Origin of the sequence: Clostridium ljungdahlii DSM 13528 (assembly GCF_000143685.1) — a bacterium.
In the GTDB taxonomy this organism is placed as follows: domain Bacteria; phylum Bacillota; class Clostridia; order Clostridiales; family Clostridiaceae; genus Clostridium_B; species Clostridium_B ljungdahlii.
Genome location: NC_014328.1, coordinates 2,494,654 through 2,518,039, shown reverse-complemented (window position 1 = coordinate 2,518,039; position 23,386 = coordinate 2,494,654). Strand labels below are relative to the sequence as shown.

At 31.3% G+C, this 23,386-nt stretch carries 23 protein-coding genes; 12 read left to right on the top strand and 11 right to left on the bottom strand.

What is annotated here, in order from left to right; genetic code table 11:
- Positions 1 to 98 precede the first annotated feature (98 nt).
- Entirely contained in the window at positions 99 to 545 is a 447-nt protein-coding gene (locus CLJU_RS11300) for a TM1802 family CRISPR-associated protein (RefSeq protein ID WP_013238945.1), read from the top strand.
- A gap of 17 nt (positions 546 to 562) precedes the next feature.
- Here the strand turns inward: CLJU_RS11300 and CLJU_RS11295 are convergent, their stop codons facing one another.
- Genes CLJU_RS11295 through CLJU_RS11275 form a run of 5 tightly spaced genes read right to left on the bottom strand, consistent with a single transcriptional unit; the run spans position 563 to position 4,889 of the window.
- Positions 563 to 1,942, bottom strand: a complete 1,380-nt coding sequence (locus tag CLJU_RS11295) for a sensor histidine kinase (protein WP_013238944.1) — start codon at positions 1,940 to 1,942, stop codon at positions 563 to 565.
- Positions 1,933 to 2,595, bottom strand: coding sequence for a response regulator transcription factor (locus CLJU_RS11290; RefSeq protein ID WP_013238943.1), 663 nt, complete (start codon positions 2,593 to 2,595; stop codon positions 1,933 to 1,935). Before CLJU_RS11290 ends, CLJU_RS11295 begins: the two co-directional genes overlap by 10 nt.
- Positions 2,596 to 2,633: 38 nt before the next feature.
- Positions 2,634 to 3,410 (bottom strand): lantibiotic immunity ABC transporter MutG family permease subunit, encoded by a 777-nt coding sequence (locus tag CLJU_RS11285; RefSeq protein WP_013238942.1) that lies wholly within the window; start codon positions 3,408 to 3,410, stop codon positions 2,634 to 2,636.
- Between the two features lies 1 nt (position 3,411).
- Complete coding sequence (locus CLJU_RS11280; protein ID WP_013238941.1) at positions 3,412 to 4,173, bottom strand: lantibiotic immunity ABC transporter MutE/EpiE family permease subunit; 762 nt, start codon at positions 4,171 to 4,173, stop codon at positions 3,412 to 3,414.
- Complete coding sequence (locus CLJU_RS11275) at positions 4,170 to 4,889, bottom strand: lantibiotic protection ABC transporter ATP-binding protein (protein WP_013238940.1); 720 nt, start codon at positions 4,887 to 4,889, stop codon at positions 4,170 to 4,172. The genes CLJU_RS11280 and CLJU_RS11275 overlap by 4 nt, the downstream gene beginning before the upstream one ends.
- 231 nt (positions 4,890 to 5,120) lie before the next feature.
- Here CLJU_RS11275 and CLJU_RS11270 point away from each other — a divergent pair, with 231 nt between their 5' ends.
- Positions 5,121 to 6,836, top strand: coding sequence for a methyl-accepting chemotaxis protein (locus tag CLJU_RS11270; protein ID WP_013238939.1), 1,716 nt, complete (start codon positions 5,121 to 5,123; stop codon positions 6,834 to 6,836).
- 107 nt (positions 6,837 to 6,943) lie between these two features.
- On the opposite strand, the gene CLJU_RS11265 is transcribed toward CLJU_RS11270, so the two are convergent.
- From CLJU_RS11265 to CLJU_RS11255, 3 genes are all read right to left on the bottom strand, one after another.
- Positions 6,944 to 7,465 (bottom strand): metal-dependent hydrolase, encoded by a 522-nt coding sequence (locus tag CLJU_RS11265; RefSeq protein ID WP_013238938.1) that lies wholly within the window; start codon positions 7,463 to 7,465, stop codon positions 6,944 to 6,946.
- Between the two features lie 29 nt (positions 7,466 to 7,494).
- The gene (locus tag CLJU_RS11260) at positions 7,495 to 8,019 is read right to left on the bottom strand and encodes a peptidylprolyl isomerase (RefSeq protein ID WP_013238937.1); all 525 of its coding nucleotides are present in this window, start codon (positions 8,017 to 8,019) and stop codon (positions 7,495 to 7,497) included.
- A gap of 175 nt (positions 8,020 to 8,194) precedes the next feature.
- On the bottom strand, positions 8,195 to 10,243 hold the full coding sequence (locus CLJU_RS11255; RefSeq protein WP_013238936.1) for a methyl-accepting chemotaxis protein: 2,049 nt from the start codon (positions 10,241 to 10,243) through the stop codon (positions 8,195 to 8,197).
- 559 nt (positions 10,244 to 10,802) lie between these two features.
- Between CLJU_RS11255 and CLJU_RS11250 the strand changes: the two genes are divergently transcribed.
- Both CLJU_RS11250 and CLJU_RS11245 read left to right on the top strand, forming a co-directional pair.
- A complete protein-coding gene (locus CLJU_RS11250; RefSeq protein WP_013238935.1) occupies positions 10,803 to 11,153 on the top strand; it encodes a four-helix bundle copper-binding protein in 351 nt (116 codons plus the stop codon).
- Between the two features lie 167 nt (positions 11,154 to 11,320).
- On the top strand, positions 11,321 to 12,430 hold the full coding sequence (locus CLJU_RS11245) for a metallophosphoesterase family protein (protein ID WP_013238934.1): 1,110 nt from the start codon (positions 11,321 to 11,323) through the stop codon (positions 12,428 to 12,430).
- Positions 12,431 to 12,619: 189 nt separating this feature from the next.
- Here the strand turns inward: CLJU_RS11245 and CLJU_RS11240 are convergent, their stop codons facing one another.
- Positions 12,620 to 13,450 (bottom strand): DUF6385 domain-containing protein, encoded by an 831-nt coding sequence (locus tag CLJU_RS11240; RefSeq protein ID WP_013238933.1) that lies wholly within the window; start codon positions 13,448 to 13,450, stop codon positions 12,620 to 12,622.
- A gap of 309 nt (positions 13,451 to 13,759) precedes the next feature.
- On the opposite strand from CLJU_RS11240, the gene CLJU_RS11235 reads away from it, so the two are divergent.
- The 5 genes from CLJU_RS11235 (at position 13,760) to CLJU_RS11215 (ending at position 17,924) form a co-directional block, all read left to right on the top strand.
- Positions 13,760 to 14,542: a YdcF family protein gene (locus CLJU_RS11235; RefSeq protein ID WP_013238932.1), complete on the top strand. Its 783-nt coding sequence runs from the start codon at positions 13,760 to 13,762 to the stop codon at positions 14,540 to 14,542.
- Between the two features lie 114 nt (positions 14,543 to 14,656).
- Positions 14,657 to 15,094 carry a MarR family winged helix-turn-helix transcriptional regulator gene (locus CLJU_RS11230; RefSeq protein WP_013238931.1) on the top strand — a complete coding sequence of 146 codons (438 nt, stop codon included), beginning with the start codon at positions 14,657 to 14,659 and terminating at the stop codon, positions 15,092 to 15,094.
- Positions 15,095 to 15,192: 98 nt separating this feature from the next.
- Entirely contained in the window at positions 15,193 to 15,519 is a 327-nt protein-coding gene (locus CLJU_RS11225) for a 2Fe-2S iron-sulfur cluster-binding protein (protein WP_013238930.1), read from the top strand.
- 128 nt (positions 15,520 to 15,647) lie between these two features.
- Entirely contained in the window at positions 15,648 to 16,109 is a 462-nt protein-coding gene (locus tag CLJU_RS11220; protein ID WP_013238929.1) for an L-2-amino-thiazoline-4-carboxylic acid hydrolase, read from the top strand.
- A gap of 18 nt (positions 16,110 to 16,127) precedes the next feature.
- The gene (locus tag CLJU_RS11215; protein ID WP_013238928.1) at positions 16,128 to 17,924 is read left to right on the top strand and encodes an FAD-binding protein; all 1,797 of its coding nucleotides are present in this window, start codon (positions 16,128 to 16,130) and stop codon (positions 17,922 to 17,924) included.
- 71 nt (positions 17,925 to 17,995) lie between these two features.
- Here the strand turns inward: CLJU_RS11215 and pduB are convergent, their stop codons facing one another.
- Positions 17,996 to 18,700: a propanediol utilization microcompartment protein PduB gene (pduB, locus tag CLJU_RS11210; protein ID WP_013238927.1), complete on the bottom strand. Its 705-nt coding sequence runs from the start codon at positions 18,698 to 18,700 to the stop codon at positions 17,996 to 17,998.
- A gap of 223 nt (positions 18,701 to 18,923) precedes the next feature.
- Here pduB and CLJU_RS11205 point away from each other — a divergent pair, with 223 nt between their 5' ends.
- Positions 18,924 to 19,307: a helix-turn-helix transcriptional regulator gene (locus tag CLJU_RS11205; RefSeq protein ID WP_013238926.1), complete on the top strand. Its 384-nt coding sequence runs from the start codon at positions 18,924 to 18,926 to the stop codon at positions 19,305 to 19,307.
- A 48-nt stretch (positions 19,308 to 19,355) separates the two neighbouring features.
- Positions 19,356 to 20,330 carry a biotin synthase BioB gene (locus tag CLJU_RS11200; protein ID WP_013238925.1) on the top strand — a complete coding sequence of 325 codons (975 nt, stop codon included), beginning with the start codon at positions 19,356 to 19,358 and terminating at the stop codon, positions 20,328 to 20,330.
- 135 nt (positions 20,331 to 20,465) lie between these two features.
- Here CLJU_RS11200 and CLJU_RS11195 read toward each other — a convergent pair whose 3' ends face one another.
- On the bottom strand, positions 20,466 to 22,022 hold the full coding sequence (locus CLJU_RS11195) for a PucR family transcriptional regulator (RefSeq protein WP_013238924.1): 1,557 nt from the start codon (positions 22,020 to 22,022) through the stop codon (positions 20,466 to 20,468).
- Positions 22,023 to 22,267: 245 nt separating this feature from the next.
- Here CLJU_RS11195 and CLJU_RS11190 point away from each other — a divergent pair, with 245 nt between their 5' ends.
- Positions 22,268 to 23,377, top strand: a complete 1,110-nt coding sequence (locus CLJU_RS11190; RefSeq protein ID WP_013238923.1) for a uroporphyrinogen decarboxylase family protein — start codon at positions 22,268 to 22,270, stop codon at positions 23,375 to 23,377.
- Positions 23,378 to 23,386 lie beyond the last annotated feature (9 nt).

The following is a 23,386-nucleotide window of genomic DNA, read 5'->3' as shown; positions in this document are numbered from 1 at the left end:
AGAATAATAAAAGTAAAATGATAGATTATGTTCCTATATTATTTGAAAATATAGGAACATAGTGAGAAGCAAAAAGGGTATATGAAGGAGGAAAGGTTATGAATATAGGAAGTTTCCATCTAAAGGGCGACATTAAAAATTATTTAGAAAAAATGAAATACGACCAAGAAGAAATAGCTATGTTTTTATTAGGGTATCTTATGGGAGAAATGAGAAATGCACAATGGAAAGATATTCATAAAAATTCTCGAAAAAATTTAATTAATGTAGAAGATAGGGAATCTATATTTAATAAACTCAATTATACCGGCATAAATGAAATAAAAATAATGGGGCTTGCTAAAGAAATTTTTGAAAAGCTAGAACAAGGAAAAGTGAAGGGATATACTAGGGCAATTTTTAATGAACTAAAGAGAATTTTAGATTCAAATATTAAAAAGTGGAAGATGAACAAGCAGGAAAATTTGTTTTATGTATTGTCCGGTTATGTATACAATACTGCAAACATCATGCTAAGTGACAAAAAGGGGAAGAGGGCAGTTTGACATTTAAGTTTTTTGATCTACAGTTCTACAGGTAATGAAATTATAATTTGTCCACCACCCGTATATGCATCATTTTGTATATGAAGACAGCCGTTGTGTGCCCTAATTACTTTATTTGCAAAAGTTAATCCAATACCATAATGACCTGTTTGACTTCGACTTTTATTATCAGTATAAAATAGTTCTGCGGCTTTTTTGAGTGCTTCAGGTGAAAAGCCATTTCCAGAGTCAGTAAATACAAAAGAAGCTAAATTGTTTTTAAAATGGACCTGTAAGCTTAAGGATGTTTCATCTGGAGTATGCTCAAGTGCATTTATAATGATATTCATAAATGCTCGTTTCATTGAGGAAAAGTCAATGTTCCACATTAGTTTTTTTGGAATACTGATGTCAAGTATAAAATGAATATGACGGTTTCCAATAGAGGATAGTGTATCTTTTTCAATTACATGTAGAAATTTATTTACATTGCTTTTTTCTTTGTGCAGGGCAATGGACTGATCATTTTTAGAAACCTCAATTAAAAGCTCGGTATAATGTTCTATCTCACCTGTTGCTTCTATGATTTCATTTGTATAATCTAATGCATTTTCGTCTTTTTGTGTAAGATTTAATAATTCTGCATTTCCTTTAATGACGGTAATGGGTATTTTAATGTCATGAGCCAATGCGCTAATTTGTTCGCCTTTTCTTTTTTCTTGCTCAAATTGGCAAGTTAAGGATTTCTTAAGGTTACGGCGCAAACTATCTAAGGAATCCATAACTTTTTGATGTTCTATAAAGTAAGAATTTTGCACCTCAAAATCTAAATTTTTAGCTTCAATTTTTTGAGTGATGAAGCTAAATTTGTTTAATTCTCCTTTTATCTTATTTGAAAACTGCAGGGAAAGAAAATATAGTGTAATTAACAAAATAATGGTAAAAAGCAAAGCAATAATTAATCCAGGATAAGGCATCAGATTTCGAAGAGTTGGGTTTGCAAATTGCATGATTAATTTGTAATGAATTACGCAGTATTCTTTTGGGCGCTCGATTATAGCATAAGCATTTCCGAAAAAATCAGCTCCTGTAAATTGGTGGTTTTTAATACGTAATTTTGCTTTTTTAATTTGGGACTTATTCATGGTACTTTTTTTTACATCTAAAGTTTGTTTGTCTAAAATTGTATATTCTAAATTTTCAGGTATTAATTCAGAAGTCACTTCTTTAGCACTTTTTATGCTTGGCGTTACTTTTTCCACTAATTGTTCTGAATAGCTAGCTGGCAGTAGCATTTTATTATTAGAGATATAACTAAAAATAAAAAGTAAAGCAAGTAAAAGTATAATAAAAGAAAATCCCACTTTTAGGATAAATTTAATAATATAGATTTGAAAGGACGTTTTTTTTACTTCCACATGTATCCAACTCCCCACACTGTTTCTATAGGAAAACAATTATATTCTTTAAATTTATTGCGGATTAATCTTATATATTCAGTGATTACCGAAAATTGAGTGTCACTGTCCAAATCATAAATTGCCTCAAAAATTGCCTGCTTTGTAAATACTTTGCCTCGATTAAGTGCTAAAAATTCGCAAATATTATATTCATTTTTAGTAAAAGCAATGACATTATTATTGACCAGTATTTCCTTCTTATCAAAATCAATTGTAATATCACCATATACTAATTTTTTTGTTGATTTGCCGCGATTTTCACGTCTAAGGTATGCTTCAACACGAGCATTTAATTCCATTACTCCAAAAGGTTTTGATATATAATCATCCCCGCCAAAGGCTAACCCTTTTACGATGGATGATTCGTCTGTTTTTGCTGTTAAAAAAATAATTGGAGAATCTACTGTACTGCGTATTTTCTGACAAAGTTCAAAGCCATCTATCTCTGGCATCATTACATCCAGCAAAATCAAATCATATCCACAAAATTCTTCTATAGGAATATTTTCTGGATCTTGCAGTGTAATTACTTCATGATGATTTAATTCCAAAGCATTTTTTATCAATTTTAAAATTCGCTTGTCATCATCTACAGCTAAAATTTTTGCCATGTTCTACCCTCCCACTGTTTACATGATACTTTTATTGATTATTTTTGTCTACCTTCCCAAAAGTGAAAGGAAAGTATATAGAAAATAATACAGCAAATTGTCATTATTATCATAGATGTTAGTCCTGCATTTAGCCCATTTTGGGTATATGAGAAAAAAATTTCTTTTGGGAGGATTTTCCCTTGAAGCTTGTATTGAGATATAACTATAAAGTTTATAAATCGTATGGGCCACACCCAGGGCAAGAACATCCAAACACTATCTCCCTGTCCTGTAGAGGCTACAGCACAAATTATGACCCCGGCAAATCCAGTTATATTACAAACAGCTGTATTAAAATGATAAGCTAAAATTAAGTATAAACTATAGAGGAAAATAACACATAAAAATATTAAAGCCCCTGTTTTAAAATATAAAAGATAGTTTATGCTGTTTATATGTAATATAAGTTTCATGGATATGAAAAATAGTAATATAGCAAAAAATATAGCTCCCAAGCACATTGTAAGTAACATGCACAGTTGACTTATAAAAGAAGTTGTTTTATGGGAAAGTTTGCTGAGCATTATTTGACAATGCCCAGCTTGTTTTTCTTGATCAGCAATTAGTGCACAAAGTACTGCAGCAAGTAATGAAAAGGCAAAACCTATCAGTTTAAAAAAGTTACTAAATATCCCCAAATCACTTGATTTACCAAGCCTTGTAAAAGTCATAAGACAAACTAAGAGGAAAGGCAGCACAATATGTGCCCGGAGAAAAATACTGTGCCTATTTTTAAAAAATTCTGCTTTGTAGCTGTGCCAAAATTCAATCATATTAATGTACCTCACTTTTTTTAAATGAATAAGTGGTAAAAGTTATTAGAATTAAAAATAGAAAAATTCCTATTAAAATACCAACTGGAATAACTGATGGATTTAATAAGCTGCTTTCTGGTTCTAGGGGTAGTCCATTTGGATGATGATGCAATATTGGACACTGCAGTCTAAGAGGAAAGGTCCATGGAGATAGCCACCATAAAGAGGATGGGGCATAAGCTGCACCAAGCTCCATATTAGCTGCACAGGTTCCAAGTAATAAGACAAAGAAATTTATCTTTTTACTTAACCATAGGCATAGAGGAATCTGCCAGAGGGATGTAAGCCAGTCTATGATAGCGGCTATAAGACAATAGTAAAATGGTGCACCATTTAATTGTGTCCTAGTAAAGGTCATATTTAATATAGTAAGAATTACACATAAAAAAATAGAGGATATCAATGTAAATGATGATAAAATTGTAATTTTAGATATCCAGCTCTTCTTTAAATCAATGGGAAAAGAAAAAATCGTCTTATAACCTGTGCTGTTTTCTTCAAGTTTGTGAAACATACTTGTAGTTAAAGCAATTAAAGCTGGCATCCATAATAATGACCAATGATTTATAGAAGTAAAAACGGAGTCAGCAGTGAAATATCCAAAGCCTAAAAAATCAAAAGTAAAGCTAAGAATAGTACATAATATAGGCATAAAAATAAGTATTTTACGAAGCATAGTTCTTTTTGTTTTTAAATTCTCAGCAATTAGATATTTATTCATCTGGCAATCCTTCTTCCTCTAGTAGTTTTTTCTGCAACACTCATAAATAGTTCTTCTAAATCTTCACCTGGGTTAACTTTTCCTTGGTAACCTAATATTCCGTGACTCATAATTCCAACATAATCTACGATCTGCTCTACTTCTGCTAAAATGTGGCTGGATAGTATTACAGTCATCCCTTCCTCTGGAAAGGACTTTATGAGTTTCCGTAAGTCTTGAATACCAATAGGATCCAATCCATTAGTTGGTTCATCTAGTATGAGTAACTTAGGATGATTTAAGATTGCAGTGGCAATCCCTAAACGTTGTTTCATTCCCATAGAGAAATTTTTAGCTTCCTTTTTACCTGTATCTGTTAAGTCTACAATTTTTAATACTTCCTTAATACGTTTGTTAGGTAACCCTAAAAGGGTGGTGTGAACTTTTAGATTTTCCTCTGCAGTTAAATTTCCATAAATAGGAGGCTGTTCAATTAAGGCACCAATATTTCTTAAATCCTTACGGGTCCATGTATGACCATCAAAATTGATTTTACCTGAAGTTGGTTTTAACAGTCCTGTTAACATTTTTAATGTAGTGGATTTCCCTGCACCATTAGCACCAAGAAGTCCGTAAATATGATTCCTTGGAATTGAAATGTCAAGTTCATTTACAGCATAATCCTTTTTAAATACTTTCGCTAATTTTTGAGTTTCCAATAAATAATCTTTTTCCATAATAAATACTCCTTCCTTATGTATACAAAGAGAATATCAAATAAAAATCAAGATTTTAACAAAAAAGCAATGCTTAAAAATAAATTGTATTAATAAGCGAATTTAATATTAAAGTGTAATAAGATATAAAATATGAATACAAATGTAAAATATGAGCTCAATTGTAAAGTGTTCCAGAAAAATATCGAATATTAAACTAGATCATTAAATTGTGAAGGGAGACGAATTTTAATGAAACAATGGTTTAGCAATTTAAAAATGGTTCAAAAAATAATGTCAATATCTATTTTAACATCTCTATTTATAATAATAGTAGGCATAATTGGAGGAATCTATATAGGGCAAATAGGTAAAAATGCAGCTGACATGCATAATGACAATTTAGCTGGCATAAATGCTATTAGAGCTTTAAAGGACAATCAAACGGAAATTAGGGCAGACCTACTTTCTCTTGTATACAAAAGGGATAGAAATGAACTTGATAGTATAAAAAAGGAAATGGCTAATTTAAAAGAAGATAATACTAAAATTATGAACAATTATGAAAGTTCTATTACAAAGGATGAAGATAGAAAGCTATTTGAAGAACTAAAAAAGTCAGTAAATGAATATAGAGACATTCGTGAGCAAGTTATAAAGCTTGTTAGTAAAAATAACTATGATGAAGCACTTAAGGTTTTCCGTACAATTACCCCTGTAAGGAAAAAATTCAATAGTCAAATAGATAATATGATTAATCTCAATGTTAAGTGGGCTGATGAGAAGGATGCGGTTAATGACAAGATGACGGCTAGTGCTTTTACTTTTATTGTAATTGTAACTGTTTTAGGGTTGGTTGTTTCTGTGTTACTAGGAATACTAATAGCTAAAATGATATCGAGGAAAGTAAAAAAGATATTACAATTGGGAGAAGCTATTGGAAGAGGGGACTTAACGCAAAAAATAAATGTTAATAGTAAAGACGAAATTGGTAAACTTGCTGAAGCTTTAAATAAGTCAGTAGAGAATATAAGAAATTTAATTTTGCAAATTAGTAATAGTTCTACAGATATAAGTGCTTCTAGTGAAGAACTGTCTGCAACGACAGAAGAAGTTTATGCTAGTATAGAAACTGTAAATGAGTCCACTGAACAAATAGCAAAGGGTAATGAAAAATTAAGTGCTGTAACGGAAGAAGTAGATGCTGCTGTTCAGGAAATAAATTCAACTACAGCTGAACTTGCAAATAAGGCTGATAATGCGTCGTCTTCAGTAAAAGAAATAAAAGCACGGGCAGCTGAAGTGAAAACTAAGGCTAAAGCAGATATAGAAAATGGAGATAAAATTTATAGTGAAAAGCATGACAACATTGTAAAGGCTATAGAAGCAGGAAAAGTTGTTGATAAGGTAAAAGTAATGGCTGATTCTATAGGAGATATAGCAGAACAGACAAATTTATTGGCTTTAAATGCAGCTATAGAAGCAGCTAGTGCTGGAGAACACGGTAAAGGATTTGCAGTAGTGGCAGAAGAAGTAAGGGGACTGTCAGAGGAATCAGCAAAGGCTGTTACACAAATTCAGAGTATGGTAGTGCAAGTTCAAGATGCTTTTAATAATTTATCTAACAGTGCAAAAGATATACTGGAGTACATAAATAATAATGTAAAACCAAGCCAAAAACTGCTTCTGGAAACAGGTATGGCATATGATAGGGATTCTGAATTTATGAATAACATGGCTGCAGGTATAGCATCAGCTGCAAATAAGATGAGCCAAACTGTAGATCAAGTAACGTCAGCTATTGATAATATATCCTCAACTACGCAGGAATCTGCATCAGGGTCTGAAGAAATATTAGGTAGTGTAAATGAAGTTTCCACTGCAATACAGGATATAGCAAAATCTGCACAAACTCAATCGGAACTTGCACAAAATCTTGATGAAATGATTCATAAATTTACTGTATAGATATTTAAAAGTTTATTTATATAGTTTTAAGTATAATAAAAAACATGCGAATATAATCGCATGTTTTTTTATCTGATAAATCACTTGATTTAGGATACTGCGTTTAATTAAAGCTTACCATTTCGAATGAATTCATTTAACCTTTTATTTTTTATAAGTTTTATAAAAAAATACATAATAATTATAAATCCTACTATTTCAGTTATGTAGTAGGAGGGATCTGTAAGAAGTCTTTGAAGTGTTCCTTCTGCCCAATTTCCTTCTGGTCTTTCAGGAAATTTAAATCCTAAAAATGGCCAAAAAAGTATTCCTTTATATAGCTGCATACTATCAAGTATTAGATGGATTGAAGTTGAAATACCAAGTGTGAAAACACGGTTCCCTTTATTTTTTTTAATACGACCTATACCTATTAATAGAAGCAAAAGGGAAAATAAAAGTGTATGTCCAAATATACGACTATTATGGAAGGTGTTCCTAAATAGAAATGCTCCTATGGGCTTATCTATGAGGTCAGGAAGTATTGACCCAACAAGAACAACTCTATAATCAATTGTTTCTTTTTTGCTGATCTTTTCATAGAATTTGAAAACTGCTGTTGTGGGGCCAAGGTGTCCGAAAAAAACCATATATTTATCTCCTAACCTAATTATTTATTTTAATCATTTGTCTTTTGTGGTTCATCGTATTCTTTGCCAAAAGTATCTACAGTTACATTTTTCATCTTTTGGTCTTCATAAGGCTTATCGTTGTAATCTCTTTCTTGTGCTACGATTTCATCTACTGCCTCAATTCCTTCTACAACTTTTCCAAAAGCAGCATACTGACCATCAAGATGAGGCGCATTATCTGTCATTATAAAAAATTGTGAGCCTGCAGAATTAGGAGCCATAGTTCTAGCCATGGAGATTACACCTTTTTCATGTTTCAAATTATTTTCAAAATTATTTGCTGAAAATTCACCCTTAATCGAGTAACCTGGGCCGCCCATTCCTGTACCTTCAGGATCTCCTCCTTGAATCATGAATCCAGGTATAATCCTGTGAAAAATTGTACCATTATAAAATCCCTTTTTAACTAATGATATAAAATTATTTACTGTATTTGGGGCGGTGTCGGGATAAAGTTCTATTTCTATTAATTTACTGTTTTCCATTTCAATTGTAACTATAGGATTTTTCATTTATGTTCCTTCTTTCATTAAATTTGTATGTATTTATACAATAAGTTTTATTACAGCTTCTGTCAAGTAAGTAATATGGTAAATAAGATGAACAATTAATAAATGAAAAGAGGAACGTGCCTAGATTTAATTTACACTAATCTAGGCACGTTCTTTATATATATATTAATTATTTTTATATCTTAAACGTATTTATATCTGAGCCTAATTTTACAGCCATATTAGATAAATTCTCTGATACTTCTGCTACTTCTTTCATAATAGCCATTTGTTCCTCGGAGGAGGCTGCTATACTTTGTATACTTTCTGATGACTCCTTAGAAATATCTGATATTTTGTTTACTGAATTAACCATATCCTGTATGGAAGTTGTAATTTGGTGTACTCCCTTAGCTACATATTGTATTTGATCAGAAACACTACTTATATCTTTTAATATTTCATCAAAAGAAGATCCTGTATTTTTAACTAAATTAATACCCACTTTAACTGATTTACTGCTTTCTTGCATGGAAGTAACTGCTTTTTGAATTTCATTTTGTATTTCTTTAATAAGTACATTAATTTGAGTAGATGAATTAGATGATTGTTCTGCTAATACCCTTACTTCTTCTGCTACAACGGCAAATCCTTTTCCATGTTCTCCGGCTCTGGCAGCTTCTATAGCTGCATTTAAGGCAAGTAAATTAGTTTGTTCCGATACATCTATAATAATAGAACTTATATTTCCGATTTCTCCTGATTTACTATTTAGTATATTTACAACTTTTGATAATACTGTAGTATTATTATCTATGATTTCCATCTGTTCTACAGCATTATTTACCACACTTGTACCTTCTTCGGCTTTTTTATAAGTCTCAACAGAATGATTTGTAACGTCTTGTACCTTTTCGGATATTTTATCTATATCTCCATAAATATTGGTCATATTATTTACTGTTTTATCTGCATCTGCTACCTGGCTGCTGCTGCCTTCAGCTATATGAGAGACAGATGTTGCTATTTGGCTTGCAGTGGTTTCTGTCTGCTCGGAACTAGCAGCTAATTCTTCTGAAATAGAAACTATCTGCTCTATACTTTCAGAAACCCCTGAAATCATATTTTTTAAGCCTGCAGTCATACTATTCAAATTTTTACTCATAATATTTAACTCATCTTTTGTGCTTATTTCTAATGTTTTTGTTAAATCTCCCTTAGAAACAGCATGTACTAATTCATTAACTTTTGATATGTTTTTCCTAATTTGTCTACTAAACCAAATTGCTACAAGTACGCTTAAAACAATAATTACCAAAAATGTAAGTATTGTTTTAAAAAGGAAAGACTTAAGTGGAGCATATAATTCCGATTGAGAAACAGTTATGGCTATTGTCCAACCTGTTTCTGGGACTGTAGTATAATATACTCTATATTTATCATTATTTTGGTAGAAAGTGTTTTCACCACTTTTCTGTTTTACAATGTCATTTCCAATAGCTGCTAAACTACTATTACTGTCATTTGAAATTTTAACTTTCATAATTTTGCTTTTATCTGGGGCTGATATATATGTCCCATCGCTACTTAAAAGGAAGGCTCTACCACTTGTACCAAACTTCATGTCTTGTATAGCTTTTTGTAGACTAGTTAAATCCATGTCTGCTGTGCAAACACCCATAAACTGCTTGTTTTGATCATAGAAAGGTGATGCTGCAGTAACCATGGTAACTTTACTAGTGTCATCATAGTATGGCAGAGACCAAACTAAGCTCTTATTTGTATTTTTGGCGTTTTTATACCAATCATACTTGAAATAATTATAAGTTTCATTACTATACTCATCTGTATATTCTACATTACCGTTATTTTTATATGCATAGGGTCCATAGTATTTTTGGCTTGCATTATATTTATTTGGTTCATACCAGACTCCTGAACCATATGTTTCCTCATTAGTTTTTACGAAGTTCTCCAATAAGGATTTATAAGCGTCTGGGCTTAAAGTACCCCCTGAAGTTTCGGCTACTTTGGCCAAAGTTTCAGCTACTTTACCATTCTTTAATAGAAGTTTTTGCATGTTTTCTACAGACTCACGTAACTTATAGTCCATTTTTTCATCAATTTGAGCATTGATCATATTTTTAGAATTAGTATATCCAATAAAGGATACTATAGATGTTCCTAATAAAACTAATGGCAAGATACATGCTAAAATTTTTCCTTGCATACTTCTTAATTTCAACTAAATTACCCCTTTTCAAATGTTTTTATATGGATTCTTTAATATTAATGTGGATTGCGTATATTATTTATCTGATGGTTACCTAATGTAATACTCCCACTTCTATCAAAGTGGGAGCTAACAGTAGCTACGCCCCTAGATAATTCATCTAAACTTAGAGGGAGAAACAAAACTCCCACTAAGTAAGATTCATTGATGTTTTGTACATATAAAAGTGCAATTAGTTTAGTATTATAAAACCCCCTTCAACCATATCATAGGGGAAATTTTAACTCAATTAAATTTGAAAAGAAGTATATATTTTCAAATATGTTGTAACAATTATTCTATACTTGTTAACAATTTCTTAAATTTAGTCATGAAAATTGTTTATAATGTGGATTTTTTTCCGTCACTATTAAATTTTCATTATTAATTCTTAACTTGCGAAAGTTGAGGTCTATTAGTTATTGAGGGCTTTTCTAAAATATAGAGATGCTATTAAATGTATAAAGTCAAATATTTAGAGCAAAATAAAATTTGTAGAATATAGGTATCAATTTTAAGGAGGGTTTAGATTATGAATTCAACTTTAATGGCTCCAAATGCTCAGTATCAATCATGTATTGATTCTTGCAATAAATGTATGCAATTATGTGAAGAATGTTTCAGAATGTGCCTGTCAGAACCAGATGTAAAGGCAAGAGAACATTGTATAGTTGATTTAGTTGATTGTGCAGAAATTTGTAGAACAGCTGCAACTACTATGGCTAGAAGAGGATATCATGCAAATGATATTTGTAATTTGTGTGCAATAATTTGTGATGAATGTGCATCTGAATGCAGTAAATTCAACGATGAACACTGTAGAATGTGTGCAGATGCATGTCGTCAATGTGCTGATGAGTGTAGAAGAATGAGGGCTATGTAAAAAAAGTATAGTTACAAAAAAGAAACCTCTTTGTGTTCTCACGAAGAGGTTTCTTTTTTGTAGTGTCTTTATTAAATATTGGAACCTTGTATCTATTAACGAGTATTATATAATAGCAAAATAAAAATTTTAAACAATCAAATATCGTTAAATTTGGGGATGAGAATATGGAACATGATTCAAAAGGAAAAATAAAAACTCACTCACAAAGGGAAGTTAGTTCAGCATCTAAAAAAGAAGGAATTATACTAGATTTAAGTGATTTGCACTATACAACAGACATCGATGAAAAAAATGAAGCATACCTTTTAATAAGTGACTTAAAAAAGGTTTACTTTGACAATCCTGAAAGCAGCATAAAGCTAACTGATATTGATTACGTAGTAATTAGTGGAGATTTTGTTGAACGTGGCGATTCAGAATCATCCTTTGAAAAAGCATTCAAGTTTATAGATATATTGAGTAAAGAACTTAAAGTACCTTACCAAAAAATAATTATAGTACCTGGAAATCATGATTTAAGTTGGAATGTTACTATGAGCAGCTATCATTTAACTATCGGTACTCCTGGACCTAACGATAAAGTAGTTACTAATGTTGGAACTGATTTGTTTTATTTAAAAAGAAATGATGCAGAATGGTATAAAAAATTTACAAACTACAGCAGATATTTGTATGAGATGTTATATAAAGTCCCTTTCCCAGATAATCCTAAAGAACAGCTTAAAGTTATACTGGGGGATTTTATAGATAATGAAAAAGTAGCATTCTTCATGTTAAATACTGCTGCCCAAATTGACCAGTTCAATCGTGAAGTGACCTATTTTGATACGGATGGATTAATAAAGGTTTCAAGACAGTTGCCCCAGAGTAATATAATAAAAATAGCAGTAGGACATCATCCTGTAGATCTTACAAATAGCTATGGAAATGATATTCCATTTGCAAATGCACTGCAAAATGAAAATTTTAAAATTTACTTGCATGGCCATGTTCATAGGAGCATAAGTCTAGATTATCTAAACCCTCAAAATATAAATCCTAACATGGTTATGATTGGAGCTGGAGCCTTAAGCGTTGGAAAAAGCGGATTATGGCCGGGTGTTCCTGAAAGGTACAATGTAATAAAGATATCAAAAACAGATAAACCTAATAAAATACTTGTATCAGTAAATACCCGTCAGCGGGAGTATATAGGAAGTTACTGGCAGCCAGCATATATATACTATATAGATGGTGGAAAAAAGCTGATTAATATATGGAGTAATGTTATATAAATTAATAACGCAACTTTGGCACATGATTTGCGAAAGTTGCGTTATTTTTTCATTAAAAACAAGCAATAATTAATGGATGTAACATATATGTTAAAGTTTTTCAAATAAAATTATACTGGGAAACATCCTGATAAATTGAAATCAAATTTATCAGGATGTTTCCCAGTATAAATAAATGCCATATAAAAATTATTTGAAAAATTGAAATACAAAGGATACTTTTATATGAGCATTATTTTTACAAAGTAAAAGTAATCTAGAGTATTTACCATAGTACCTTGAAATTAGAACATTTGTAGTATGGGGATTAACTAAAACTTTTGTATCAGTGACCCAGTTCACTAAATTACCACTAACTTGTACTGCTGCAGCAACTGGATAATTACTTTCATTGGTAATGAAAAAAGTACCTTCATTGATGTCTTCAGTATTCACTACTTCAGAAACTGTACTTTTATACAAATCAAAAGTCCAATGATACTCTTTTACTCCCATAAAATGTTTGATTGCTTTAGGTTGCTTATCACAGCAGGTAATTAATAATTTAGGACTTAATTTATCATCTTCCGTGGAATTTGAGCCAAATATAAAAAGTGATTTTTCTTTTTCATTAGAACTTAACATAAATAATTTATTTTTTATAGTATCAAAATTATTATCATAAAATAGATCCATTATATTTATATCAATAGATCCATGAGAATCTTTATTTACTGTATAGGATATTTGAGTTTGTGGACTACTACATTCATTTAATTCACAAATATTTTTGTCCACTTCTGATATATACAGATTAGGACTCAGAGAGAATGTCTTTAACTTTTTTAAATATAATCTCAAAATTATAGAATTAATATGAAAATCCTTTAACCAATTAGAAATATCAAAAAAGATATAACCTTTATAATCTTTATCAGACTCAAGTCCAGTAAAAAGTGTGTTTAGTATAATATTTTTAGGGCTTAAGTTAGTAGCGGAGAAACATTTTGAAGCAGGTATTTCTATAGAGGTATTTTCCATAACATATCACTTCCTTTTTATTGTAAGTAACAGGTGCATAACATAATAATTTAATAGAAGTAATATAAGTTACTATAAACAATTTCAATGCCCATAGTATCAGTATAGAAAGTTTAATTGAAAAGTTGACTTATATTCTAGATATTTTTGCTATTATAACTGCTTTAATATAGTATATAATGGAAATGTGTAAAAATAAAAAATCTAGTGAATGTAATTTTGGGGGGATATGATGGATTACAATTTTAATGATATAGATGGTTCAAAAAACTAGGTTATAAAATATTATGTTTTAGGATGGTGTTTAGGGTGAAAAATTTAAAAAATCACAAGGGTATAGGATACTTTCTAGTTGCCTTTGGAATAATCAACATATTATATTTTATTAGTTGCTTTATAGTATTTAGCAGGTTTGTGAATTTTTCAGAATTTTTTGTTATGTTAGGAATTGCTTGCGTGATCTTAGGAATTTATAAAATAAGGTTTCATGAAAATAATTTTAATGAAGTGGTGAAAAAATTTTTGACAGTTTTAAAAGTTTTTATATCCATAATTGTTATTTCATTTATTTTTGTTGAAGGATGTATTTTGGTAAGTGCTAATGAAAGTCATAATAAGAAGCCTGATTATATTACGATTTTAGGTGGGGGAATTAGCGGAAGAAATATGCTTCTAGTTCAACTTCAGAGGACTCAAGAAGCACTTAAATATATAAAACAAAATCCAGGTATAAAAGTTATTGCTTCAGGGGGACAGGGACGTGGAGAAGATATATCGGAAGCAGAAGCTATGAGGATATACCTTGTTCAGCATGGAGTAAAGAATGAAGATATAATAAAGGAAGAAAAATCTAAAAATACTTTGGAAAATATGAAATATACTAGAGAGATTTTGAAGAAAATAGATGGTAGGGAAAATATACAGCTGGCTGTTGTTACAAGTAATTTTCATGTTTTTAGAGCTAAGTTTTTGGCTAAAAGATATGGATTTCAAGTTGAAGGTGTTCCTGCACCTGTAAACTATTTGCTTCTGCCTAATTATTGTGTAAGAGAATATTTTGGGGTTGTTAAATCTTTTATTTTTGATAGGTAGAAGATATTAAACAAATTGATCTGAAAAATCATATAATTCTCTTGACAAATTTTATAAGATGTTTTAGTATTATTACATGATATAAATATTACGAAGTAAGGAAGAAAATACACTATGATAAAAGATGAGGATATTAAAATTGTTGATAAAGCTATACATGAACTCGTATATAAAATGATTAACAGCAAATTTTTAAATGATTATTCAGATAAAACAAAAAAAATGTCTATGCTTGATTTTAGAGTTCTAAGAGTAGTATCAGAAAACCCAGGAAAACAGATAAAGGATTTACTTAATATATTGCAAGTTCCTAATAGTACACTTACAAGCGTTATAAATCGTCTTGAAAAGCGTGGAATTGTAAAGAGAGTTATAAGTCCAGAGGATAGACGCTCATTTAATCTTGAAATTACTGATGAAGGCAAAGTTATTCAAGAAGAACATATGAAGTTTGATTATGAAATTGCTAAAAAATATTTGGAAGCAACAGAAAATGATCAGGAAAAAGAATTTCTTATTAAATTTTTAAGGAGATTAGCAAAGTCTTTATAATATAAATTTGTTTGAATTCAAACAAATTTTTTTTGATAAATTATTACGAACTACAAAATATTTATACTTAAAAATTTTTATTAATCGGAGGTATTGAAATGAAAGTAAAAGTATATCGATTTGAACCAACAGTAGAAGAAGGTGAACATTATGACTGTTTTGATGTTCCAGTAATTTTTGAAGAAAAGTGGACTGTAATGAATGTTCTCGATTATATCCAGGAACATTGTGACAGCAGTTTGAGCTATTACAAACACAGTGCCTGTGGCCATGGAATTTGTGGAAGATGCACTCTTATGGTTGATGGTACTCCTTCTCTTGCATGCACACATGTAATAGAGAAGGGCGATGAAATTGTCCTTGAGCCTTTAAAAGGAAGAAAAAAAGTAAAAGATTTGGTTACTATATCAATGAATCTTACTTAGTGGGAGTTTGCCACTAAGTTTAGATGAATTATCTAGGGGCGTAGCTACTGTTATCTCACGCTTTGATAGAAGTGTGAGTGTTACAGTAGGTAGCCATCAGATAAAAAATATAAGAGGGGGTAAATAAAATGAGTAATTTAAAAAGTAGTGAGGAACCAGCAGTTAAATTTGCAAAGCTTATGGCTGAACTATACTATTTTATGGCACAGGAAATGGTTGAAAGAATGGGAGAAGAAAACGGAAAGGATGCAATTTCATCTGCAGTTAAGAAGTTTGGTAAGGCAAGGGTAGATGCGATGAAAATTGAAGCAAAAGAAAAAGGTTTGGATTTAAGCAATCCCAGAACCTATGCTGCTGTTAGAGACATGCCTTCAAATGGCTGGAAATATTCAGATAATGATCAATCAAAAATTACTTATTGCCCTATGGGAGATGTATGGTCACAATATGGGAAAGCTGGTATGGATCTAGGACATCTATATTGTGAAATAGATCATATTTTATTTGAGGCTTTTGGTATGAAGCTGGAAAGACCCTATTGTATTGCAAAAGGTGATAAAATTTGTAAGTTTAATTTAAAAATGTTATAAAAATAGGAGGCTGTTAAAATGCAAATAGATAAGATAATTGATACTGACATATTAGTTGTTGGAGGTTCTGGAGCAGGATCAATGGCAGCTGTAACAGCTGCGAGAAAAGGAGCAAAAGTACTACTTGCAGTAAAAGGGAAGCTTGGAAAAAGCGGAAATGCCATTATGGCAGGGGCAGGATTTTCTATGGATGGAGAAACAGCATATTATAAATATGGACTCAAGGAAGCAGATCCTAAAAATACAAAGGGAAAATTATTTGAACAAATTGTAAAACAGTCTTTTTATTTAAGTGATCAAAATATGGTTGAGCAGTTTGTAAGTGATTGTGATGAGTGCTGCTGGGAACTTAAACAGTGGATTGAAAAAGCAGGACACAAGGTTGTATTTTTTGGAGAAGAAGGATATATAAGCTCGGGTAAAGCTGTGGGAGTTGGCTGCCGATATGGAGTTTCAAAAGCAGGTGGTATTGATGTTATAGAAGATTTTATAGCAGTGGATATTTTAATGGAAGATAAAAAAGCTGTAGGTGCAGTGGGCATAGAAGTATATACAGGAAAAATTATTGAAATCAGATCAAAGTCAGTTATTTTAGCTACTGGCGGATATCAGCCTTATTCCTTTAAATGTACTGTTTCCGATATGACTGGCGATGGAATGGCTATGGCATACCGTGCAGGAGCCAAGCTTGCAGATATGGAATTTTTATTATATATACCAGCAGTTGCCCTTTCACCATCAGTATATAAAGGTTCAATTTATCCCTTCTTACACTCCAGTATGTTAATGCCTATTGTTAAAAATGGTAAGGGAGAATCAATTTTAGATAATATACCTGAAAATTTACTTAAAATGGCCAAGGAAAGTGAAATGGGAAAGCTTATATTTACGTATTATTATGGAGATCAAATTGCAAGAGGAAAAGGAACTCCAAATGGAGGAGTATATTTTGATTATTCCAATGTACCTTTTGATATTTATGAAAAAGCTTTAAAAAAAGCTGAACCATTAATGAACATATGGTATAGAAAAGGATTCTATCAAGGAAACAACTTGGATACTTTTGTTGAAAATATTAGAAAGGGCATTCCATGGGAAGTAGGTATTGGCAGTGAATACAGCATGGGCGGCATTGAAGTAGACGAAAATATGTACACTGGAGTACCAGGACTTTATGCAGCTGGTGAGACTACAAGTGGTGTATTTGGAGCTATGAGGGTTGCAGATGGACTTATTGAAATGCTTGTACAGGGTTATAGAGCAGCATTGTCCGCTTGCAAATATATACAAAATGTAAATGAGCCAAGTATGAAAAATACCAATATTGATAGTATAATTAAAGATATTTTTTCACCTCTTGAAAGAAAAGAAGGAGTTAGTCCTATAAAAATACACAGAAATATAGAAAAAACGGCTGATGTTGGATTCAACTTTAGAAGAAATGAAGAGGGACTTACAAAAGCTTTAGATGAAATTTTAAAAATACACAAATATGACATAAGCGCAATGAGTACTAAAAGTAAAAATAGAGTTTATAACTATGAATGGATAGAATCAGTACAGGCTCGAAATCTTTTAACTTGTACAGAAGCAGGTGTAAGAGCTGCCCTTATGAGAAAGGAAAGTAGGGGTACACACATACGTGATGATTATGAATTTGTAGATAATGATAACTGGCTTTTAAGGATTATGAGTTCGAAAGGTGAAGACGAAACCATGAAATTATCAACCAGAAAGCCTAAAGTAACAACAATGGAACTTCCAGGTGGTAAAAATAAGAATATTCCTGATTATATGCTTTCAATGTTAAAGTAAGATAAGACATACTTTTGAGTGAATTTTTACTCAAAAAGTATGTCTTATTAAAAATGAGTATAAAAACTATATTAGATATAAGGTTTTCCCGTAGTAGATACAGGGTTTTGGCCCATTGATCTGGCAATAGACAATCCTACCTTTCTAGCAGCAATTACCGATTGTCTTACAGCACCTGGATCTCCTGTGACAGTTATGATAACTTCGTTTGAATGAGCAGTTCCTTGGCTTGGACTTAAATAACTAACAAGTTCAACATTTGCAGTTTTAAGTGCAGTATCTGCCATTACTACACCAATTCCCGCTGGAGCACCTACAATTATTCCAAAAGCTTTTCCAACAGGGGCGCCAAAACCTTTGTTTAAAGCAAGACTTGCCCTTGCAGTATAGTGCAATTCAATATGACCTGCATCAAATCCATAAACATCTCCGAAATTTCTTTCTGTTTTACTAAGGGCGATTTCTACGGCCCTTCTTACATCAGATACATCTTCTGCTGCAAGTATGATCAAACAACCATGTCCTGCTCCACCTTTTGTATCTCTTGGAAGTTCAACACTCGCAACTTCTGTATTAGTAGCCTTTACTGCTTCATCAGCAGCCATGATTTGAGAACCTGCTCCTGTCCTGTTGCTTATAATTCCTATTGAATGATGTCTTTTATCTAATCCCATCTTCTCATGCAAAGAACTATCCACATTTGCTATAACAAGACCTAATGTATCTCCATATTTTACTGTTCCCACAAATTCAGTTATTGATGATGGTACACTCATTACATATGTCTCCTTTTGAGGTCGATACTTTCTTGTGCTTTTTTACCTCTGTTAAATTTTTATATGTCGATTTTATAATTTTACTAATTTATTTCTTCAGAGTCAAATTTTTTTAAAATTACTCTATATAAAGTTTAGCTTGTTAAGATAATTTGTATATGAAGTATATAAATAGTATAATTATATTTATTATTAGATGTAATCTAATACAGGAGGTGATCTAATGAACAATTTAAAGCAGTGTCCATGTAAAGGTAGCAATTTGGATAAAATGATTCAGCCTGCTATACTTGCAGCTCTTGTAAAAGAAGAATTACACGGTTATAAGATTATCCAGAGAATTGCACAAACAGCCATGTTCAATGGAAATAAACCTGACCCCACAGGAGTATATCGTCATTTAAAAACTATGGAAAGTAATGGACTCATTATATCAAGTTGGGATACAAATGATTCTGGTCCAGCTAAAAAAATTTTTAAAATTACTGAAGATGGTTATCAATGCTTATGTACCTGGGTTTCAACATTAGAAGACTATAAAAATACAATTGACACATTTCTTAATGAAGTAAAAAGTGTTATTAGTAATGACAAATCAGCCCAATAGAAATATATCATTTCGTATTATTTATTTTAATGATTTGGAGGTATCTATATGACTATAGATAAAATCCTTAATGATGCTAAAAGTGAAAAATTACTTAATAAAGAAGAGGCAATAGCATTGTTAAATGTAAAAAACAATTCCAGTGACTTTTATAAAATTATATCACTTGCAAACGAAATGACACGTTCTGAATTTAATAACAAGGCTTTTATATTTGCCCAAATAGGATTAAACGCAGAACCGTGTCCTGTAAACTGTAAATTTTGTTCCATGGGTAAAAACCATTATACTATGGAAAGTACATGGAGAAAGGATATAAACTCCATACTATCTGAAACTAAAGCTATTGTTAATGAAGGTATTAATGACTTATTCCTAATGACAACTGCTGACTATCCAATAAATGATTTCTTGAATATAGCAAGAAATGTAAGAAGCATTTTGCCAGATAATATAAGGCTGGTAGCTAATATTGGGGACTTTGACTACGTTACAGCACTTAAATTAAAAGAGGTGGGCTTTACTGGAGCATACCACATTAAACGTTTAAGGGAAGGAATAGATACAACTATTAAACCTGAAACTAGAATTGAAACTCTCAATTCAATAAAAAAAGCAGGATTGGAATTATACTATTGTGTAGAACCTATTGGCCCAGAGCACAGTTATGAGGAAATAGTTGATGAAATGTTGAGAGCTAGAGATTATAATGTAGGAGTTATGGCTGCAATGAGAAGAATACCGGTTAAAGGCACTCCTTTGTATGAAAAGGGTCAAATTTCATCGGTTGAGCTTTCTAAAATTGCGGCAGTTACAAGAATAGTTACACGACCTCATAGGGCTATGAATGCACATGAGACCATTCAGATGAGTTTAATTTGTGGAGTAAATCAGTTGTATGCTGAAGCAGGTGCTAATCCCCGAGATAGTATATCCAATACTGAAAAAAGCCGTGGATTATCGGTAAAAAATATAAAAAAATTATTTGAAGATGCAGAATATGAAATATCAAGAGATTATTAGGTTTAAATGTGGGAGTATCCATAGATTTATGTAAATATGGAATAAGCTTTCTATGATAAAATCATAGAAAGCTTATTCTATTTTGCATACTTTTTCTCATAGGTTCTCACTTGGCAAGATTTTCCAAACCATGGCTTACAATTTAAAATACCCTAGGAATCCTAAAATACGAAAAGAAAGGCTAATATGAAATACGACATTGCTGTCTTTTAAATCAATTTCTAAGACATCCTCAATCTTTTGAAGACGGTATTTTATAGTATTATAGTGTACATTCATAAAATACGATGTTTTTTGTATATCAAAGTTATTTTGAATATAAGTATAAAGACTGAGGGCATAAGATGTCCCATTCTCTTTATCATCATTAATCAATTTTAAAATAGAAGGATCACAAAATTCCTCAAGTTTTTCTTTAAAAGAGCAGGCTTCAAGCAAATGATAGACGGCATAGTCATTATAAAAATATAGGTTATTTTTCTTATTTAATTTGTATCCTAGTTTGGCAGCTTTAATTGACTGTATATGAAATTTAAAAATTTCCATTATATTGTGAAAACATCGGCTTACACCTGCAACAACTTGATTATCTGATAATAATTTTATAAAAGCATTATGTAGGTAACTATCTATTATCGGTTCTTTAGGACTTTTTTTAGTAACTAGTGTAACTATATGATCATTATATATAACTGTGTGGTAGTGGTGAAAAATGCTGTTGATTAATCCTTTCATATGGTATAATTTTAAAGTTAAATCGGAAATATCATTTTTTACATAAAAACTCAAAATGTAGTAAGTAGTATACTGATTAGCTATGAATTGATTTTGTATTTCTTCAATAGAAATTTCTGAAATCATATCTTTTTTTAACAAATGTATCATTAATGTTTCAATAGGAGATTCAGGTATAAAAAAACTGTATTTGCTTTTTTCTACTGCTAGTGCTAGAGTGTTACAAATTGTAGGGATAATCATTATATCACTTTTCGTGATTTTTTTGTTATATTCTAATATTTTCAGATAAGCAATTAAAGTGTTATTTAAACGTATTCTTCCAATAATTTGTTTGTGTTTTAAAGTACTAGTATTCCACATAATGTCTGGAGCTATGCTGTTCTGTACTGTCAAGTTTAAATTTTGCTGATTTATGTATTCTAATGGTATATGTCCAGTTGTAATATAATTCTTCCATACGGGCTCATCTATACTATCATCAAAACCTGAATAATTAATTAAATATAAGAATGAATCTGCTAAAAGCACTGGATTTCCAAGAATTTCTGCACAAATATTCAAAATTTGTTGGACATCTTTTTCCTTGTTTAAAGCATCAAACAGTTTTTCAGCACAATTTGTTTTATATTCATTGTGGAAAAATAAGTCCTGGAGTTCGTTAAAGATTTTTGTTTTGCTTATATCTTGATTAATTGCAATGTAATTTACCATAGGATTATCCTTCAAATAGTTAGGTACATCTTTATTGGTAAGAAGTAGTAAATTAACAATTTTGTTAGAAGAAATGTTTCGGGGCAGATTAGAGATACTTGCTAAATATATATCTTTTGAGTCTAATGGTAAATCATTGTTATTGAGAAACTTACAGCATCTCACATAGGAGTTGTGCTTAACTCTAAAAGCAGGGCTGTATTTCAATAAGTTATTAACAATTTCACTCATCAGAACTGACATAATTATCTCCCTTATGTAAATAATTTAATTTAATTATAGTTGATATGTATGATTTTAACAACATTGTAATTGTAAAAGTTTGCAACAATTTGATTATTTTTTCTCAAATTGTAACATTGTAGAAATATCCGGATTTTGGTAGCATTGATGTGAAAGGAAACTGAAGTGAGTTTTATCGAAGAACTTTCAAGTTTTTTAGTTACTAAGTCTATATTTTTACTAATTTATGTGGGGGTGTTATTAGTATGAAAAGTAATAAGGAATTATATAATGAACATTTGGAAAGGATCAAAAAGAACATTGCAATGCAAAAAACGGACAGAACACCTATTATGCTCCACGCAGGAGCATTTTTACTAAGATATGCAGGTGGAAAGCTGTGCGAATTTGTAACAGACAATGAGGCAGCAGAAGACAAAGTAGTGAATTCATTGAAGTCCATAGGGGATATAGATTGTGTCATTACTCCAGTTCGTTTGCCCACAACAAGCGGACTAGCTTACCTTTCAGCTTCAAGGGTACCTGGGCGTGAGCTTAAAGATGATGCACAGTGGCAAATAGATGAAATTGGTAAAATGACTGAAGAAGATTATGATGTCATTATTGATAAAGGTTGGAATTACTTTTTTAAAGACTTCTGCGAAAAAAACCTGAAAAGTTCATGTGATGATATGAAATATTATGGTACTATTGCCGATAAAATTGCAAAAAAATATACAGATGCAGGTTGTGTCATACTAACAACTGCAGTAGCAGGAGGGCCGTTTACTGTTTTTAGTGGAGCACGTACCATACCTAAATTGATGAGGGATATGCATAGAATGCCTGAGAAAGTTGAAGCGGCATTTGATGCATTTATGGTGGATAAGTTAAATGATTTAAGAAAACAAATACGTGAGAAAAAACCGCTTGCTGTATTTGTAGGCGGAGGCCGTGGAGCAGGAGATTTCTTATCTATGAAAGATTTTGACCGCTATATGTGGAAATACATGAAGCAGAATATAGATGTAATTCTTGAGGAAGGATCTAATATTTATTTTCATTTAGATTTGGATTGGAGCCGTTTTCTGGACTATTTCCTTGATGTTCCTAAGGGCAGGGCAATTTTCCATCCTGACAGTTCAACTGATATATTTAAGGCTAAAGAACTTCTTGGCGGACGTATGGCTTTTATGGGAGATGTTGCACCATCACTTCTATCACTAGGAACACCAGATGAAGTATACGATTACAGCAAAAAACTTGTAGATGAATTTTCATCACAGGGATTCTTTATGGCTGCAGGCTGCTGTGTACCTCCTAATTCAAAACCTGAAAACGTTAAAGCAATGATTGCAGCTGCAATGGGTAAGTAAGAATAGAAA